16 protein-coding genes are annotated in these 19,036 nt (G+C 45.3%); 6 read left to right on the top strand and 10 right to left on the bottom strand.

Going from position 1 to position 19,036, the window contains the following annotated elements:
* Positions 1-48 precede the first annotated feature (48 nt).
* The 3 genes from hldE to AC3CID_RS02040 form a co-directional block, all read right to left on the bottom strand.
* Positions 49-1,479 (bottom strand): bifunctional D-glycero-beta-D-manno-heptose-7-phosphate kinase/D-glycero-beta-D-manno-heptose 1-phosphate adenylyltransferase HldE, encoded by a 1,431-nt coding sequence (gene hldE / locus AC3CID_RS02050; RefSeq protein WP_114632966.1) that lies wholly within the window; start codon positions 1,477-1,479, stop codon positions 49-51.
* Positions 1,480-1,600: 121 nt separating this feature from the next.
* Positions 1,601-4,450 carry a bifunctional [glutamate--ammonia ligase]-adenylyl-L-tyrosine phosphorylase/[glutamate--ammonia-ligase] adenylyltransferase gene (gene glnE, locus AC3CID_RS02045; RefSeq protein ID WP_488526891.1) on the bottom strand — a complete coding sequence of 950 codons (2,850 nt, stop codon included), beginning with the start codon at positions 4,448-4,450 and terminating at the stop codon, positions 1,601-1,603.
* Between the two features lie 253 nt (positions 4,451-4,703).
* Positions 4,704-5,960, bottom strand: a complete 1,257-nt coding sequence (locus tag AC3CID_RS02040) for a methyl-accepting chemotaxis protein (protein WP_488526890.1) — start codon at positions 5,958-5,960, stop codon at positions 4,704-4,706.
* Between the two features lie 97 nt (positions 5,961-6,057).
* Here AC3CID_RS02040 and AC3CID_RS02035 point away from each other — a divergent pair, with 97 nt between their 5' ends.
* Entirely contained in the window at positions 6,058-6,807 is a 750-nt protein-coding gene (locus AC3CID_RS02035) for a potassium channel family protein (protein ID WP_488526889.1), read from the top strand.
* Between the two features lie 51 nt (positions 6,808-6,858).
* Here the strand turns inward: AC3CID_RS02035 and AC3CID_RS02030 are convergent, their stop codons facing one another.
* Positions 6,859-8,376 carry a CYTH and CHAD domain-containing protein gene (locus tag AC3CID_RS02030; RefSeq protein ID WP_108093268.1) on the bottom strand — a complete coding sequence of 506 codons (1,518 nt, stop codon included), beginning with the start codon at positions 8,374-8,376 and terminating at the stop codon, positions 6,859-6,861.
* Positions 8,377-8,583: 207 nt separating this feature from the next.
* On the opposite strand from AC3CID_RS02030, the gene AC3CID_RS02025 reads away from it, so the two are divergent.
* The 3 genes from AC3CID_RS02025 (at position 8,584) to AC3CID_RS02015 (ending at position 11,472) form a co-directional block, all read left to right on the top strand.
* Positions 8,584-9,264, top strand: a complete 681-nt coding sequence (locus AC3CID_RS02025) for a TIGR00153 family protein (protein ID WP_004735960.1) — start codon at positions 8,584-8,586, stop codon at positions 9,262-9,264.
* 128 nt (positions 9,265-9,392) lie between these two features.
* Positions 9,393-10,655, top strand: coding sequence for an inorganic phosphate transporter (locus AC3CID_RS02020; protein WP_054547834.1), 1,263 nt, complete (start codon positions 9,393-9,395; stop codon positions 10,653-10,655).
* Positions 10,656-10,860: 205 nt separating this feature from the next.
* A complete protein-coding gene (locus AC3CID_RS02015; protein WP_054547835.1) occupies positions 10,861-11,472 on the top strand; it encodes a TIGR04211 family SH3 domain-containing protein in 612 nt (203 codons plus the stop codon).
* A 129-nt stretch (positions 11,473-11,601) separates the two neighbouring features.
* Here AC3CID_RS02015 and AC3CID_RS02010 read toward each other — a convergent pair whose 3' ends face one another.
* Both AC3CID_RS02010 and AC3CID_RS02005 read right to left on the bottom strand, forming a co-directional pair.
* Positions 11,602-12,585: a general secretion pathway protein GspB gene (locus AC3CID_RS02010; RefSeq protein WP_488526888.1), complete on the bottom strand. Its 984-nt coding sequence runs from the start codon at positions 12,583-12,585 to the stop codon at positions 11,602-11,604.
* A complete protein-coding gene (locus tag AC3CID_RS02005; RefSeq protein WP_488526887.1) occupies positions 12,585-14,255 on the bottom strand; it encodes an ExeA family protein in 1,671 nt (556 codons plus the stop codon). Before AC3CID_RS02005 ends, AC3CID_RS02010 begins: the two co-directional genes overlap by 1 nt.
* Before the next feature lie 36 nt (positions 14,256-14,291).
* Here AC3CID_RS02005 and AC3CID_RS02000 point away from each other — a divergent pair, with 36 nt between their 5' ends.
* Positions 14,292-15,608: a multifunctional CCA addition/repair protein gene (locus AC3CID_RS02000; protein ID WP_488526886.1), complete on the top strand. Its 1,317-nt coding sequence runs from the start codon at positions 14,292-14,294 to the stop codon at positions 15,606-15,608.
* 100 nt (positions 15,609-15,708) lie between these two features.
* Here the strand turns inward: AC3CID_RS02000 and AC3CID_RS01995 are convergent, their stop codons facing one another.
* The 3 genes from AC3CID_RS01995 to folB are packed head-to-tail and all read right to left on the bottom strand — an operon-like array spanning position 15,709 to position 17,366.
* Entirely contained in the window at positions 15,709-16,512 is an 804-nt protein-coding gene (locus AC3CID_RS01995) for an undecaprenyl-diphosphate phosphatase (protein WP_004735967.1), read from the bottom strand.
* Positions 16,513-16,527: 15 nt separating this feature from the next.
* On the bottom strand, positions 16,528-17,010 hold the full coding sequence (gene folK, locus AC3CID_RS01990) for a 2-amino-4-hydroxy-6-hydroxymethyldihydropteridine diphosphokinase (protein WP_065605345.1): 483 nt from the start codon (positions 17,008-17,010) through the stop codon (positions 16,528-16,530).
* Entirely contained in the window at positions 17,007-17,366 is a 360-nt protein-coding gene (folB, locus tag AC3CID_RS01985; RefSeq protein WP_488524763.1) for a dihydroneopterin aldolase, read from the bottom strand. Before folB ends, folK begins: the two co-directional genes overlap by 4 nt.
* Before the next feature lie 138 nt (positions 17,367-17,504).
* Here folB and plsY point away from each other — a divergent pair, with 138 nt between their 5' ends.
* Positions 17,505-18,101 (top strand): glycerol-3-phosphate 1-O-acyltransferase PlsY, encoded by a 597-nt coding sequence (plsY, locus tag AC3CID_RS01980; protein ID WP_004735970.1) that lies wholly within the window; start codon positions 17,505-17,507, stop codon positions 18,099-18,101.
* Positions 18,102-18,193: 92 nt separating this feature from the next.
* Here the strand turns inward: plsY and AC3CID_RS01975 are convergent, their stop codons facing one another.
* Positions 18,194-19,009: an alpha/beta fold hydrolase gene (locus tag AC3CID_RS01975; RefSeq protein WP_488526885.1), complete on the bottom strand. Its 816-nt coding sequence runs from the start codon at positions 19,007-19,009 to the stop codon at positions 18,194-18,196.
* Between the last annotated feature and the right edge of the window lie 27 nt (positions 19,010-19,036).

The following is a 19,036-nucleotide window of genomic DNA, read 5'->3' as shown; positions in this document are numbered from 1 at the left end:
CTAACTCAAAGGTTAAGCCTTGAGACTAGAAAACGAGAAGGCTAAAAGTTAGCCTCGACCACCTTTAATCGCTTTAATGATTTCAGTCGTAGAGCAACCATCTTCAAAGTTAAGTACTTTCACTTCACCACCAGCCGCAATCACTTCTTCACCACCAGCTATCTCTTCAGGTTTGTAATCACCACCTTTCACTAGAATGCTTGGTAGAACCTCAGAGATCAAACGTTGAGGTGTATCTTCAGAAAACGGAACCACCCAATCAACAGCGCCTAAGCCAGCCAATACCGCCATACGACGATCAGTTGGGTTCACAGGGCGACCTGGACCTTTCAAACGTTTGACTGATTCATCGGTATTCACTGCAACGATCAAACGATCACCCAGCTCAGCCGCGTGGTTCATGTAAGAAACATGGCCGGCATGCAGAATATCAAAGCAGCCATTGGTCATAACCACTGTCTCGCCTTTCGCACGAGCACGCTTCACCGCTTCAACCAGTGCCGCTTCAGAGATCACGCCGTAGTCAGTGTCTTGGCTACCATGAATCGCTTCCGCTAATTCAATCGTAGACAACGTCGATGTACCAAGTTTGCCAACTACCACACCAGCCGCAGCGTTCGCTAATGCACACGCTTCATCCAGTGGCTTACCAGCAGCAACAGAAGCCGCGAGTACCGAGATCACCGTATCACCCGCGCCTGTCACGTCATACACTTCTTTCGCTTGAGTCGGCAAGTGGAATGGCTCTAAACCTTTGCGAAGCAAAGTCATACCATGTTCGCTGCGCGTTACCAACAAAGCCTCGAAATCAAACTCTTCGATTAACGCGAGTCCTTTTTCGATCATTTCATCTTCAGATTTTACTTTACCCGCAACCAACTCGAACTCAGCCATATTTGGCGTAAGCAAAGTCGCACCACGGTAACGTTCAAAGTCTGCGCCTTTCGGGTCAATGAATACAGGAACCTTTGCCGCACGTGCTTTTTGAATGAAGCTCTGCACATGCTCCAAGGCACCTTTTGCGTAATCAGATAGGATTACCGAACGTACATTAGGAAGCGCTTGCTCCATGCGAGACAAAACAAGCTCGGGATCCGTGTTCTCAAATTTGTCTTCAAAATCAAGGCGGATTAGCTGTTGTCCTCGGCTCATCACTCGCAATTTAGTGATGGTTGGATAATCCTCTAACTCAACGAAATCACATTTAACTTTTAATGCACCTAGGGTGTTTTTTAACACCTCAGCAGGCTCATCTTTTCCAGTCAAACCAACGATATGAGCATGCCCACCAAGAGAGGCAATATTCATTGCTACGTTGGCAGCACCACCAGGACGCTCTTCGTTATTTTCTACTTTCACAACGGGTACAGGTGCTTCTGGTGAAATACGGCCAGTTGGGCCATACCAGTAACGGTCAAGCATTACGTCACCGACAACAAGAACGCCTGATTGGCTGTAGTCAGGTAGAATTGGTTTCATTATGGATCTCCAAAAATCGAATCTGGCTAGAGTCTAGCACACTGATTACAGTGGCTAAACCATATAAAAATGAGTAAAAGCCTATCAAGATAGACACATCAGTCACTACGCTATGACTTGGTTATGCTTCCATCCATTGCTTCCATGCTTGAACAACATGTTCCCTTTCCATCTCAAACTTCTCAATCGCCACATCCGCATCAAGGTTGAGTAGATTACGGTGATGGATCTCATCTCTTAACGTCGTATAGACGTTGGTTAATTCGATGCCTTGCTGCTCATCCATAATCCCCTGTGACAACAAGCTTTCAAAGATTCGTACATTGTCACACCAACGGGTGAGCTTAGGTTTTTCGTTGCTGTATCTCAGCACTAAGTATTGCGCCAAGAACTCAATATCAGTAATACCGCCCGCATCTTGTTTCAACATGAATCGATCGGCTTTTTTACCGCCTAAATGACCGCGCATTTTTTCACGCATATCCACAACGGACTTTTTGAGCGTTGCCTCATCACGAGCCAAGCACAGAACCTCATGGCGAGTTTTGTTAAATGCAGAAGCCAATAAGTCATCACCGTAGATCATGCGAGCGCGAGTTAGAGCTTGGTGCTCCCAAGTCCACGCATCATTGTGCTGATACTCGTCAAATGCATCCGTTGGACTAACCAATAGACCAGAGGCACCAGAAGGGCGTAGACGAGTATCGACCTCATACAAAATACCGGAAGCGGTTCTCATTGAGAAAATATGAATAATTCGTTGTGCCAACCTTAAATAAAACTGGCGTCCATCAATCTCTTTCTTACCGTCAGTATAGATGTGTACCGGGCAATCGTGCATGAACACGATATCGAGATCTGAGTTATAGCCAAGCTCCCATCCGCCAACTTTGCCATAACCAACAACCGCAAAGCCGCGGCCTTCACGATCTTTTACATGAGTCGGTTCACCAAACTTGGCCGATACTTGTAACCAAGCTTGGTTAATACCCGCCTCAACAATCGCTTCGGCTAAATAGGTAAGGTGATCACTCACCTTCATAACAGGTAATGCGCCCGCAATATCCGCGGCAGCAATTCTCAGGATACAAGTCTGCTTAAACTGACGCAGACCTTCCATCTGTTGCTCCATATCATCTTCAGGAATTCGAGCTAGGTAATCTCTCAGTTCAGTCTTGTAAGACTCTAAAGGTACTGGATTATAGAGTTGTTGAGGGTCAATAAGTTCATCTAATAGAATTGGATAACGGCCAAGCTGCTCCGAAATCATCGGGCTCGCAGTACATAAACGAACTAACTGAGTTAACGCGGCTGGGTGCTCATCCAATAGCTCAAGGTAAGTGGTACGCGTGACTATTTTATGGAGAAGGTGCAACACTCGAGATAAACCAAACTCTGCATCCTTGGCGGTGTACAACGCTTGGAACACTTTAGGCATCAAGCGATTTAAAACCTCCCGCCCACGTGGACCAAGGGTTTTCTTCGCTAAATCCGCTTTAAATTGGATAATGGTTTTCGCCGCTTCCAGCGGGTTAGCAATCGCGATGTCATGCTCAAGAACCTGCTCAATCACGTCTTGTTTATGGGCCATATCCCACAGTTCACTAAAGTGACTCGCGATTGGATTGGCGTCATCTTCATCGACACCAATCAGATCTTCGAACACAGTATGTACATTCGCCATATGAACACGAGTTGCCGTAATCAAACTATCCCAATCAGAAAATTGCATTGCGACAGCGAGCTGAAGTTGCTCGATCTCACCATCTGGTAAGGTTTGAGTTTGCTTATCAGACATCGCTTGCAATAAGTTTTCAAGGCGACGTAAAAACAGGTAGGCCTCACGTAAATGACCGACTTCTTTGGTCTCTAATAAATTGAGAGACTCAATAGCACTTAACGTCTCTAGTAACCCTCGACCACGCAGGCTAGGCTCGCGCCCGCCACGAATCAATTGAAAAACTTGCGCAATAAATTCAACTTCACGAATACCACCAGAACCAAGCTTGATGTTATTGGAGAGGCCACGACGGCGAACTTCACTGCTGATCATCGACTTCATTCGACGCAGAGATTGGATCGCACTGAAATCGATATAACGACGAAACACAAACGGGCGCAACATCTGGCGAAGCTCTTGATATTCAGGGTACATTTCACTACCCATCACTCGCGCCTTAACCATCGCGTAGCGTTCCCAATCTCGGCCTTGTTCTTGATAGTAATCTTCTAGCGCAGCGTAACTCATGACCAGTGGACCACTCTCACCGAATGGACGCAGACGCATGTCTACTCGATAACAGAATCCATCAAAGGTTTGCTGATCAAGCGCCTTGATAATCCGTTGCCCTAAACGCGTGAAAAATTGGGCGTTGGCGATACTTCGTCGTGCCCCTTGGGTTTCACCATTTTCAGGGTAAGTAAAAATCAGATCGATATCAGAAGAGAAATTAAGCTCACCGCCACCGAGCTTGCCCATACCGATGATCAACATCGGCTGCGCTTCACCCTGATCATTACAAGGTGTGCCCCACTCTTTACAGCAAATATCGTACTGCCACTGATAGGTCTCGAAGATCATCGCCTCTGCCAACATCGATAGATGGCTTAAGCTCTGCTCTAGCTCCCACTCGCCCAAAAAATCACGCCAAGCAATGTAGGTCATTTCTCGATTACGGAATTGACGCAGCACACGCTGACCACTCATTTCATCGGCACAACCTGAAAGTAACTCGGCTAATCGCTGACGATACCCTTCAGCACGCTCTTCACATGCCAGCATATCAGGTAGAGAGTTGGATAAAACCGTATCACGCTGTAAGCAATCAGCAACAAAACAACTTAAACCGAGTACACGTTTAAGATCTTCAATCATTGGCTCTGGCCAAGCATTGATGGCTTCACTTTGATGCTCTAATAATTGCTCAAAAGCAGACTGGGAATGCGTGGTGAGTTGAGAAGGCAATGGCATGTTTCTTCCTTGTGTAAGCTGCGCGCCGAACAATTGGTTCTGTTCTTTAGTAAATAGTTTTAACAGGCAAGTTTAACAACGAGCTTTGAGAACCTGTTTTAATATCTAAGGATAAGTTATACCAAAGTTACGCCAATAAAAAACGCCCACATTAGCAATGTGGGCGTTTTATCGGTTAACTTATCGAATCGGGTCTTTCCTAGCTATCGAATACTAGAAGTACCTCTGAGGAATAAAAGCCAAGATCCCATGATTAAACCTTAAATTGTTTAATCTTACCGTCCAGTTCTTGCGCGTTGGTTTCCATGAGCTGAGAAGTCTCTAACAGTTCACCAACGACCACTACAGAGGCTTCAACAAGCTCACGAACATTCGTTAGGTTTACACTCATCTCTTCAGCAACACTGCTCTGTTGGCCTGCAGCGGTCGCGATCTGGAAGTTCATATCATTGATTTGGTTGACTTGGCTTACGATGCCATCTAGCTCTGAACCAGCATTGGTTACCAGATCAACGCCTTCAGCCGCTTCTACAACACTCTTCTCCATCAACTCTACCGCAGAATTAGCGCTGCTTTGTAGGTGACTGATCATATCTTGAATCTCGACTGTCGCTTGTTGAGTACGCTGCGCAAGGTTACGAACCTCATCGGCAACAACCGCAAAACCACGTCCCGCTTCACCTGCACGCGCGGCTTCAATCGCTGCGTTCAGTGCTAACAGGTTCGTTTGTTCTGAAATACCTTGGATAGTACCCACAACGCTACCAATTGAGTCAACGCGCTCTTCTACTTGGTTTACCGCTGCTGCAGATGCTGCGATATCTGAAGATAACTCACTCATCTTAGAAACTGAGCCTTGAACGAACTTCTGACCAGTCAATGCTTGGCCTGATGCCTGTTCAGTCAATGAAGAAGCACTTTGCGCATGCTCAGCGACAGTTTGCACGGTAGACGTCATCTCACTCATTGCTGTCGCTAGCTGATCGATCTCGTTGAACTCTTCTTGAGCCGAATCTTTGGTTTCTGACATGCTAATGGTCATCACTTCTGTCAGAGCGAATAGCTCGTCAGAAGAAGCCACTTGAGTTTTGATCATGTCGTTCAGTTGGACGCGAGTTTTTTCAAGCTCGCGTGCCACATCGCCGTATTCATCTTTACAGTCCATTTCAATCGGCACTGATAGATTCTTATCGGCCATGGTTTTAATGGCGTCATTAAGGTACTGAGTTTGGCGAAGCATAACGCGCGCCGCCGCTAATAGAAGAACCACAAACACAATGATCATCAAGGCTGTTTGCCAAGCCACTTGAACTAGGTAAGTCTCATAATGCTGCTGCGCAACTTGCGCATTATTGGTTACAGCAAGCAATGAATCGTAAAACGTACTTGCGTCCCATAACTGCTTCGAAATGATCAAGATAGTGCTGAATATCATCAGCATGACCATTTTTGGAACGAGACGAACGTCAGAGATTACCCTTTCCCACGGCTTGAATGACAGTTTAGTCATTGTCAGTTCTCCATTAATTCTTATATATTGATGGCTTCTATATCCGCGAGGTGGCTATGTCAGTCAAAGTTCGCGATTTATTTTGAGCCTCGTATGAATGTTAAATAGTACCAAAGACACAACCAAGCCGATGAGCTTATTATCACTGATTCTCTCTTTCTTAGCGTTATTTGTGATCTCAGGCTTATTGTTTGTACCGATTGATAAAGAATCAAAACAAGTCCTTATCGGCCTCGATTTTATAATCTGTAGTGTTTTTCTTTTTCAGCTCACGATTGATCTATTCAGATCACAAAACAAGAAAGAATATCTGAAAGTACACTGGATCGATTTCTTAGCAAGCATCCCAATGATCGAACCTCTTCGTTTCGCTCGCATTTTTCAGATCTTGCGTGTGATTCTCGTTTTGCGTTCAGGTAAACGTGTTTTCAGAGAGCTGTTTCGTAATCGCAAAGAAACCACGCTCGCCTCGATTATTCTGCTGCTGGTTATTCTCCTAACCATAGGAGCTGGAACAATACTTCTGTTAGAACACAAAGATCCCAATGCCAACATTACCACTGGCCAAGATGCTTTGTGGTGGGCTTTCGTTACCATCAGTACCGTAGGGTACGGCGATCATTACCCCGTGACGAACTCAGGGAAATTAGTCGCCTCTCTGGTGATCATTTGTGGTGTGGGTGTTTTCGGTATGATTTCAGGCTTGATTACTTCTCTGATCACCTCCCCAACTCACCATGAGAATCAACGAGCAGAAAACAAAGAGAAGCATCTTGAAAAGATCATAGAGCAACAACAGAAAATACTAGAGCGACTAGAAAAGCTCGAGCAACAAACAAAAAAATAGGGCCGAAGCCCTATTTTCAAATTCATACTTATACTGATGCCGGTATTGAGTTTAGTCTTGCCAGTATGGCTCAACCTCAACACTGATTTGGCGTGTCTGTTCCATCGCATGCAGAATAGACACTTCTTGGCGAGCCAACCAACGCTCTAGCTGAACCTTCTCATCGCCTTCCAATTTCTCAGTCAAAGGCTCTAACGTTTTAAGTGCCAGCAAGTCATCAATGCCTTGTACCATATCGGCCCATGGCAAGCGGAAGCTGTTTCGTTCATCGTCATCATACAAACTCGCGAAACCAACGCCAGAATACAGATTACGCATCAAACGGTATTGCTGATCAATATACGCTTGGCTGGTCATCACTCGCTCTGGCGGGAAAGCTTCCATCAAATCGGCCCATGTGCGATCGAGTTGCTGCACGGAAAACCATTCGATACCACGAGCCATTTGCTCACGTGCTTTTTCATCTAAGAAAGGTTGCCAGCCACGAGACAAGATCCAACGGCTAAGATCTAATAATAACCCAGTGTATCGAGCAGAACTCAATAAGGTCAGCAGGTCTTCACGATCTGGCAGTTGCTCTTGCATATCTTTAAGCTCAGCGACCAAGAACTTACGTGCATCTAGCTTACGCAGCACGTGGCCTTTATCTTCGAGCAAATCTTCGAAGTGGTCATAACTTTTTAGCCAATCAAGTTCTTGCTCAAGCCACTTAAGTTCTTGGCGTAAAATAGCACTCGCGCGTCTTGGAACAATGTCACCATAGATAGTGAAGGTTTGACGAATAAAACTTAGCGAATGGCTTATCTCATGTAACGCTTCAATCGATTGACGCTCAGTAAAAATCTGCTCGTGAGAGTGCCAATGAGCGAGAGCATGCTCTAAAGATTGAATGAAACACGATTCAACAGTATCACTTTTGTCAGTATCAACTAAGGTCAAAGGAGTGACTTCATCTCCTTGATAACCTTGAGCAAGGCGGTAACCCTTAGCAGCTTTGCTGAGATTCCCCAAGCGCATGCCACCTTGTTCGCAGAATTGACGAGACAATGTAAATAGAGCATCCGTTTGACCCGATTTAAGTTCCAATTCGACTTCGCAAATCGGTTCTTGCAGATCGCCTGACTCAACAAAGCCTTGGTCGAACGCAACCTCAACCTGGCTGCCATCTGGCATACCAATCAACCACTGCTCACGCGTGAAGTTGGTAGAGAACAGAGGAGTCAGCTCAGCTTGCAACGTTTCGATGTCTTTACCCGCTGGCCAGATATCCTCTGGATGTAGGGCTAGCTTAGGTTCATTGCTATCGTGTTCTGCATTGTATTCAGGCCTTTGATGTAAGCCAGCAACCACACGACCAGCCGTCTTTACGGTTTGTACAAATACGTCATCAAAACGTCGAATACGCAAGCCAATATCGTGCTTACGTAGCCAGTTGTCAGGGGTGTCAAAGTAGATGTTACCTAGCTCGCGACAACTGTGCTGAAGTACTTTAGTTTCAGCAATTTTATTGCGTAAAGTCTCTGAAAAATCAGGAGAAACAAAAAACTTCAGTTCTATCTCGGTTTCCATAGTTATACCTTTCTGTGAAGATAGGGACAGGATATTGCCAATTTGAAAACTCAGCAAGTCAGAAATATCGCCCTTATGATGATCTAAAACAGTTTTAATGAGACATTGATTAGGTTAACATGCGCGACTTTGTAGCCATCGCTTAACATTTCACCATGAATATGGTGTATGTTGTTTTAAGGTTATTATTTATTAGGTTGGATGACCATGCCAGTAAATACAATTATGGGGTTATTTGCAAAGTCCCCAATTAAACCTTTGCAGCGTCACGTAGTATGCGTGAACGAATGTTGTTCTCACCTAGTTAATTTCTTTGAAGTTTCGTCAAAGGGTGACTGGGAGAAAGCATCAGAAATTCGAGCTCAAATTTCTCACCTTGAGAAAGAAGCTGACGTACTAAAACGTGAAATTCGCCTTAAACTTCCTCGTGGTTTGTTTATGCCAGTTGATCGCACCGATATGTTGGAGCTATTAACTCAACAAGACAAACTCGCAAACCTAGCGAAAGACATTGCTGGCCGTGTATATGGTCGTCAACTTGTCATTCCTGCTCCAATGCAAGAAAACTTCATCGCTTACGTTAAACGCTGTCTAGATGCAGCGAACCAAGCACAAAACGTAATCAATGAATTAGACGAATTACTTGAGACTGGCTTTAAGGGCCGTGAAGTAACACTCGTTGCTGAAATGATTCATCAGTTAGATGTAATTGAAGATGACACGGACGCGATGCAGATCGAATTACGCCAACAATTAATGGCGATTGAAGACGATATGAATCCAGTTGACATCATGTTCTTATACAAAATTCTTGAATGGGTTGGTGGTATTGCAGATCAAGCACAGCGTGTAGGCGCTCGTCTTGAAGTAATGCTTTCTCGATCTTAAATCATACGCTAACTATATAACGAAGAGCATTTTTTAACCAAACCACTTATGCGCTGAGTATTCCTCTCGCTGAGCGGTTTTTTGCGTCTAAATTTGTTCCGCTTGTTATCAAACAACTAGGTATTACGATGGATATCCTTGCTAACTACGGCACTGTCCTGATTATTGTTGCAGCAGCTTTCGGTTTCTTGATGGCTATTGGTATTGGTGCAAATGACGTTGCGAATGCAATGGGCACTTCAGTAGGCTCTAAAGCTCTAACCGTAAAACAAGCGATCATTATCGCAATGATCTTTGAATTCGCAGGTGCTTATCTTGCGGGCGGCGAAGTAACAGACACGATCCGTAAAGGTGTTATCGAAACGTCTCTATTCGCTCATCAACCTGACGTACTTGTGTACGGCATGATGTCGGCGCTGCTGGCTGCTGGTACATGGTTGCTTCTAGCATCATACATGGGCTGGCCAGTATCAACGACTCACTCAATCATCGGTGCAATCATCGGTTTCGCTTGTGTGTCTGTAGGTACAGAAGCTGTAGACTGGAACAGCGTTCAAGGTATTGTGGGTAGTTGGATTGTCACACCGTTGATTTCCGGCATCTTCGCCTATCTTATTTTTGTCAGTGCCCAACGACTGATATTCGATACAGAAAATCCGTTGTTTAACGCTAAGCGTTTTGTGCCTGTGTACATGTTCATTACTACCATGGTCATTGCACTTGTAACAATCAAGAAAGGTCTTAAGCACGTTGGCCTTCACCTAACCGGTACTGAAGCCTGGTTATGGGCAGCTGGTGTTTCTGCTCTAGTCATGGTTGGCGGTTACTTATACATTCAAAAGAAATTTGCTAATCGCGAAGAAGACCATGGCTTTGCTGGCGTTGAAGGTATCTTCAGCGTACTAATGGTTATCACAGCTTGTGCGATGGCATTCGCACACGGTTCAAATGACGTTGCGAATGCGATTGGTCCACTGTCTGCTGTTGTTTCAACGGTTGAGCACATGGGTGAAATCTCAGGTAAGAGCACTATCGCATGGTGGATTCTTCCACTCGGTGGTATTGGTATCGTTGTTGGTCTTGCTACCATGGGTCATAAAGTAATGGCAACCGTGGGTACTGGTATTACAGAACTAACACCTAGCCGTGGCTTTGCCGCTCAACTAGCAACGGCATGTACGGTTGTACTTGCTTCTGGTACTGGCCTTCCGATTTCAACCACGCAAACATTGGTTGGTGCGGTTTTAGGTGTCGGTTTTGCTCGTGGTATCGCAGCACTCAACCTAGGCGTTGTGCGTAACATCGTTGCTTCGTGGATTGTAACGCTACCTGCAGGTGCTCTACTTGCTGTTGTGTTCTTCTACGCAATTCAGGCTATGTTTACTATGTAATAGCCCTGGCGTTAGTAAATATTAGCGTCAGAAAACGGTGAGCTTCGGTAATGATATGTAAATACCATGTCATTATTGACTCAAACGCACAGAAAGGGAGGCTTTGCCTCCCTTCTTTGTTGCACCGCATAAAGAAACTAAATATTATTTGCTCATTGAGGCTGACTCATACGCCTACCCAATTTGAATCGTTAAGGGATTTACTGTGAAAAAACTGATTAGCTTAGTTTTGCTCGCAATGCTTGCGGCTCCAGCTGCCTTTGCACAAGACCGTTATATTGCTGACAAACTATTTACTTATATGCATTCTGGCCCAAACAACACATTCCGTATCATCGGTAGTGTTGATGCTGGTGAAAAGATTACCTATCTACAAACTAACAAGAGCACGGGTTACACCCAGGTTCAAGACAGCCGCGGCCGTAAAGGCTGGGTAGAAAGTAAGTTTGTAAGCACTCAAGAAAGCATGGCTCTGCGTATGCCTAAGCTAGAGAAAGAGCTGACTGAAGTTAAAGGCAAGCTAGCGAATGCTCGTCAAAGTGCTGACAGCGAAAAAGCTGGCCTAGCGAGCTCTCTAGACTCTCGTAACAAGCAAATTTCTGAACTTGAGCAAAACTACAGCGAGATTAGCCAACAACTTACGAGTTCTCAAACAGAGAACCGTGAGCTACGCGCTAAGCTAGACACTCAAAAAGATGATCTACTACTGAAATACTTTATGTATGGTGGTGGTGTTGCTGGTATTGGTCTACTTCTTGGCCTTGTCCTGCCACACATTATACCTCGTCGCAGAAAGTCACCAAACGGCTGGTCGTAAGCTGATCACTTTACCTGTTTGGCTTATCTTGCGCTAAACAGGGTAAATTCAGTATCGAATATCAAAAAGGAGCACCTCGGTGCTCCTTTTTATTTGTCTGTTCTCTAGGTCTTTGGGGCTATCTAACTTTTAGCCTTTCCACTCGTACAGAGCGGGGATTTCTATTTTCTGTTGATTGAACTCGATAATCACTGATTGTGGCTTAATCTCCAGTAATTGAATGTCTTGTCCAATCCAATCTCCTTGCGCCACTTCTTGGCCATTCACTTTTACCCAACGCTTGGTTTCACTACTCGAATACATGTGAGTTTGCAGGTCTAGCTTAGGTAATACCCCAGATAAACTATTACTGTGAGACTCTAACTCTATGACCTGAGACCCTACCTGCCCTGCTGGACGTGAGTCCATTGGCTCAGGTGCGCTTTGTTGCTCACCCATCATTGATTCAAGCTTTAAGGCCAAATCAGGTGGTAACTCACTGAGATCTAGCCCTTGCAGTAAATCACTGTCCGATTGCAGAGCCGTATTCTCATTGCTTACACCTGGCTGAACCTCTTGCTGAGCTAGTGATAACTCTGACTCTTCTGATGTTCGCGCACTACTCTCTGAACTAGCCACAGGCACAATAGCTCCACCAGCGACATTCGTACTTTCAGAGCCAATCTGCGCATACACCTCTTGGCGTGGCAGTACTTTCAAAGGTTGGCTTACTGGTGCTGGGCGAACTGCGAATAATACTTCATCTTCTGCATCCACTGACACAGCATCCACATTGGCTATATCAGCATCAGCGATTTGAGGCTCAAGGTCTGATTGAGATTTTGATTCAGGCAGAGCGATATAGGTAGCTTGGCTAGCCGAATTTTTTTGTTGGTTATACGATTGATAAGCCAGAACACCACCCACCAACAAAGAAGGCACCAAGATAAGGAGTAGCCCTATGGCTAACGATGAGCCTCGTTTATTGCTAATCCCTTTAACAGAACTTGGCACATGATGATTTTGGTAGCCTTTGAAGCTGGGGCTATTAAAAGATGATTGTTTAAGAGACGCTTGGTTAAGAGGCGGCTGCTTAGCAGACGACTGATTAAGCTCATGCATAATGCGTGACATTAACTTGCGCCTCCATCGAGTGACATCAACTTAGGCGAGTCGAGTTGAGCCAATCTTTGTAATCTTGCCAGCGTGCGTTTTCCTGCAATGCCATCGACTGACATGCCTTGCCACATTTGAAACGCTTCAATTTTCATTTTTAACTCATAGTCAAATACATCACTGCCCGATACGTCTTCACCCAAAACTTCAGACAATAGCAGATCAAGTAGTGCAATCGCCTCACCTTGATAACCCTCTTTGAGCGTCTCTCTGAGTGGCTGTTTCCAAATCGCGACATAATCACCTTGCCAGATTTTCTTTAAGGTACGCTTAGGCATCACCAAAAGCTTTTCGTTAACGAGGAGCTCGACAGACTCCTCAGACGCACCATAAAGCACAGCAAACACTGGCTCTTGAGCGATATCCAGATTAAGGACCACGGGTACGCCAAGCTCTAACAATGTATCCAAATTTGACTGTTGTTGCTCGCACACAAATACACTTTGCGGCTCACTTAAGCACAAGCCATCACGCAGTGAAGACTGATATCCCCAGAGCGTATACAAGTCCTTAATAGCGAGAGAACGATTGGTTCCCTGCATCAAGTGCTGTTGAATATCTTGTGGTAAAGCAAACTTGGAAGGTTTTGGCTCAGCAACCAACTGAGGTTCATTCGCCACCAAAGAGCGCTGAGTCTGTGCAGACACTTCTGTTTTCATTTCACTTGAAGTCTCAGCCGACTGCCATGAATTGATATAGCTTGGAGCAAAATTAAAGGTCGCCATTGCGAGGCCGACACTTAATGTAGCAATCCCAGCGTATTGGAATAACTTAGGTACGACGTGAGAAGCTCGAGGCTTTTCGACATGATACACATCGGCCTGAAACGACATAACTTGCTGACACGCTCGGTTAACCGTTTCATTGTTCGGTAATGGCTCACCATCATGAAAAGACAATTGCAGGGCTTTGTCACACACCAAGTTAATGAGCCTTGGAATACCATGAGTATATTGGGCGATCAACTTGATTGAACGATTCGAAAACAGCATCTGCTCGCCACCCGCCGTTTCTAAACGAAACGCGATGTACTTGCCTGTCTCTTCAGTATTAAGAGGCAGTAAGTGATAGCGACCTGTAATACGCTGTGCTAGCTGACGTAATTGAGTGGTTTGTAAGTGCTGCTGCAATTCCGGTTGGCCAACCAACAGCACTTTTAACAACTTACGACTGTCTGTTTCTAGATTGGTTAGAAGGCGTAGCTGCTCCAACACATCGGCTGCGAGATGTTGGGCCTCGTCAATTACCAATAAGGTTTGAATGCCTTCAGCATGACTATCGAGCAGGAAATGATGAATGGCCTGACTCAGCTGTTTCAACGATGCTTGTTCAGGGTACTCAACCTCAAACTCATCACAGATAGCTTCCAGTAAATCCGTATTCGAAAACGTAGGGTTAAGTATAAGGCCAGCTTGAGTCTGATTATCGAGTGATGACAACATCGCTTTGGCGACCGTTGTTTTTCCTGTACCGACTTCACCAGTAAGCATCGCAAAGCCCCCACCTTCGCCTAAACCGGCTTGTAGGTTCTGCATCGCTTCTTGATGGCGCTGACTTAAAAACAAGTAGCGAGAATTTGGTACAATCGAAAATGGCATCTCAACGAAGCCAAAATATTCCTTATACATGTGCTGCCCTATAATTACGATTAATGGAAAGTACCATTGCTTGCAGTAAAGTCCAGCAGTGATAAAACATTTCGAGGTGATAAGTTGCAAATATACGATAGCCTACCAAAAGACAATGGGCTACAACGCTACCTAGTCGGTGGAGCAGTGCGCGATAAGCTGCTCAACATTGATAGCTATGATAGAGATTGGGTCGTGGTAGGGAGTACCCCTCAAGAGATGGAAAACCTTGGCTTTACTGCAGTGGGCAAAGACTTCCCCGTATTTTTACACCCAAAGACCAAAGAAGAGCACGCACTGGCTCGCACCGAAAGAAAGTCAGGTTCGGGTTACACAGGTTTCGAATGTTACTTTGCTCCAGACGTGAGTTTGGAAGAAGACTTGATGCGCCGAGATTTAACGATCAACGCCATCGCTCAAGACGATAAAGGCCAACTTTACGATCCTTACCATGGACAGAAAGATCTGTCTGATCGAGTTTTAAGACACGTCTCGGATGCTTTTGTTGAAGATCCTCTGCGTGTGCTGCGTGTGGCTCGCTTTGCTGCCAAACTCCATCATCTCAACTTTACGGTTGCACCAGAAACCATGATGATGATGAGCGAGATCGTCCAATCCGGTGAACTGGCGCACCTCACTGCCGAACGAGTTTGGCAAGAGTGGCATAAATCCCTTAGCACTCCGCATCCTGAAGTGTTCCTTTCTGTACTGAAAGAGTGTGGTGCATTGGCTGTTGTGTTGCCTGAAATTGACGCGCTGTTTGGTGTACCTCAACCTGAAAAATGGCACCCTGAGATCGACACGGGCATCCACACTCTGATGGTTGCTCAACAAGCTGCGCGATTAAGCTCATCATTACCCGTGCGTTTTGCCGCTCAAGTACATGATTTAGGTAAAGGCGTCACGCCAGAAAGCGAATGGCCAAGCCACAAAATGCATTGCCATACAGGCTTAAAAATCATTAAGAAGCTGTGTGAAAGAGTCAGAGTGCCCAATGAATTCAGAGATCTCGCACTGTTAGTTTGCGAGCAACATTCTAATATCCACCGTGCAGGCGAGCTCAAGCCAACCACCTTTCTCAAGGTTCTGAACAAGTTTGATGTTTGGCGTAAACCAGACAGGCTCAACGACATACTGCTTTGCTGCCAAGCCGATCATGCTGGTCGTAAAGGGTTAGAAGATCAGCCTTACCCTCAGAAAGCGCGTTTTGAAGTGGCTTACCAAGCAGCGCTTCAAGTCGAAGTCAAAGTGATCATTGCCGATGGTTTTCAAGGTAAAGATATTCGAGAAGAACAAGAGAAACGTAGAGCCATCGCAATTGAAAATGCCCTATCAGAAATCGCTGATAATTAATCGCCATAACGCTGATTACCATGCATTAAAAAACCCGCGACTAGGCGGGTTTTTCCGTTTCAATCTGTAGGACGAAACATTGGTCTACGTACGTCGAGTGCTACTGCATCATCAAGAAAGCAAACAGACCAAAACCTAGAATCAGGCGGTAGATAACAAACGGTGTCATGCCCATACGTGAGATAAGCTTCAAGAAGAAGTGAATACAGATATAAGCACTGATGAAAGAAACCACGATACCCGTTAGCAAAGTGCCAACATGGATAGGGTCACCACTGGTCACTAACTTAAGACCCAAATAACCACCCGCCAGAGTGATGATTGGGATAGACATTAGGAAAGAGAATCGAGCAGCGGCTTCACGTGTGAAACCAAGGTAAAGTGCTGCGGTAATCGTCGCGCCAGAACGAGACGTGCCCGGGATGATCGCCATTGCTTGAGCAAGACCAATAAACAGCGCCTTTTTCCAACCCGCTTGGTATTCGTCATCACGCAGGCTTGAGTTCTTATCCACCCACCATAGCAACAGACCAAAGATAATCGTGGTCGTCGCGATCACCCATGCACTGCGCAAGTAAAGCTCAACAATATCTTTCATCAACAAACCAAAGATACACGCAGGAATCGTCGCGAGAATGATCATCCACGCGAGCTTTGCTTCTTTACTACGATCACCTTTAAACACGGAGCCAAAGAATGCGCTCAAAAGAGAGACCACTTCTTTGCGGAAATAGATAACTACTGCGGCCAAAGTACCAACGTGGACCGCAACATCAAAAGCCAAGCCTTGATCTTCCCAACCTAAAACAGCCGAAGGAAGGATTAAGTGTGCAGAACTGGAAATAGGTAAAAACTCAGTAAAGCCTTGCACCAACGCCAACATAAACGCTTCAAAATAACTCATTACTTACCTTAAAAATTATAGTTTTATATCTACGACAGAGAGCGAATCTAATTGCTGCATCTTCTGCCATATTTCACTGACGGTTCTTCCATCTTGCGGGATCACTCTCGCAGGACAGAGATCATAAAGTGGTTGTGTTACAAAAGGATATTTATAGATATCACTGCGTGGTAATTCTGGTTCCCTTTCAGAAACCACGTCTCCAAACAGCACAATATCAAGATCGAGCTTTCGGTCTTGAAGTTTATGCGCATCTTGAGAGCGACCCCATTTAAACTCAATTTTACGAAGTTGCTGTGAAAATTCAGTCAATGAGAGTGATGTGTCGAGCTCTATCACAAAGTTATAAAACGAATGGCTTTCAAACCCTACAGGCTCACAATGATAGATCTTAGAGCATTTAAGGTTAGTCCCTAACGATTGAAGCTCTGTCCATGCCACCCTTGCATGCTTGTCGCGGTCTATGTTCGTGCCAACACCAACATAGGCTATTGTCATGCTTGACCTCGTTCGATGATCACACCGACTGCTTTTGCTTGTGGCACTGCGCCAGGCTTCGCTAAACGGATTTTAATCCAAGGCACTGAGAACTGAGTCATGATTAATTCAGCGACTTCTTCTGCCACACGCTCAACCAATAGGAATCGGCCATTCGCAATGTGGTCAAGTACGGCAGTGCTGACTGTTGAGTAATCCAAAGCATCGACAACATCATCACTCTTACCAGCAGGGTGGTTGTCATGAGCCATTTCAATATCAAGCACAAGTTTTTGTTTAATCTCTTGTTCCCAATCGTAAACACCGATCGTTGTAATTACTTCTAGCTGTTCAATGAAAACTTTATCCAGTGCCATGACTTGTCCTTTTAGAGGTCGGATACCCATATGGGGGAAAAAAACGTATTATTCGTGTAATTCCAGATATGATATCAATTACTCTTGGATTGAGCATTATTTTCCCATCGTTAGACTTATAACCGTTTAAGGAAAAACATGACCCCTTTGGCACTTATCATGATCATTGCAGCCTATTTGCTAGGTTCAATTTCGAGTGCGGTCTTGATATGCCGAGTCTTAAGACTTCCTGATCCAAGAACGGTAGGCTCCAACAACCCAGGGGCCACCAATGTACTGCGTGTGGGCGGCAAAGGCGCCGCTGCAGCCGTGCTACTTTGTGACATGCTTAAAGGCACCATTCCAGTCTGGCTTGGCTACTACCTCAATATCGACTCGATCATTTTAGGCGTCGTGGCGATTGCTGCATGCCTTGGTCATATGTACCCTATATTCTTCCACTTTAAAGGTGGTAAAGGCGTCGCAACAGCACTCGGAGCCATCGCCCCAATTGGATTCGATCTAACGGGCATGATCATGGCGACTTGGTTGGTTGTGGCATTTTTGTTTCGTTATTCTTCTTTAGCGGCACTGGTTACTGTGTTGCTCGCACCTTTCTACGCTTGGTTAGTCAAACCTCAATACACACTGCCTGTGGCCATGTTGTGTTGTTTGATCGTCCTACGTCATCATCAGAATATTCGTCGCCTACTCGATGGCAGTGAACCCAAACTCGGGCAAAAAAAATCGGCTTAAACTGTCATGTCTAAGCCGAATCATTTTTAAACTGGGATAAATTTAAACCGACACAAGTCTCTGTCGATCAAGACTATTCAGCCTTTAAGAGCTTACAGCAGATGTTTATCTAAAAACGTCTTCAGCATTGTGTTCACAAACTCGGGTTGCTCTAGCGAGCTAATATGACCAGCACCAGGAATCACCACTAACTCACTGCCCGTAATGCAATCGTGCATTAGGTATGACTCAAGTGCCGGACGTGGCTTATCTTCTTGTCCAACGGCAATCAAAACAGGCAGAGCAAAGCTCTCTACCGCTTCAATCATATCGCGACGCCCAAACACCATTCGACCGATTCGTGCGACTTCTGCTGCTTTCTCACCCTCAAGTGATAATAGCTGCTGAGTAAAACCTTCCACTAAAGCTGGTGAGTTAGTTTGAGCATCATTGGCGAAGAACAGTGGAACAACCGCTTCTACAATCGGCTGAGGAACCATTTTGGTTTGAGTAATGGTGTCTAACATGCTGAAGTATTTAGCATGAGCAACTTCTGGCTCTAAACCAACAAAGGTATCCATAAGTACCAGAGACTTGATTCGTGCGGGAGCTAACTCCGCCAACTCTGTTCCCCACATACCGCCAACCGATAAGCCAACCACAGAGAATTCTTCGATCTCTAAATGATCAAGCAGAGCCAAAACGTGCTGAGCGTAATCTTTCAAGTTACGCATCGAAACTGGTGCAGCTTGTGACTCACCATGAGACCAAAGCTCTGGAACAATACAGCGATACTGAGTTTTTAATGCATCGATCTGCGGCTTCCACATTGCACTATCCCAAAGGTAGCTGTGACCTAACACAACAACAGGGCCTTGACCTTCATCCAGGTACGCCATCGACTGATTGTCTACTGTAAACTTGTTCATTGTTCTTCCCTAATCTCTATTAGCAAT

The sequence above is a fragment of the Vibrio sp. QJM3NY_21 genome, from assembly GCF_057785975.1.
The sequence above is the reverse complement of the archived record's forward strand: the minus strand, read 5'-3'. Positions and strand labels throughout refer to the sequence as shown.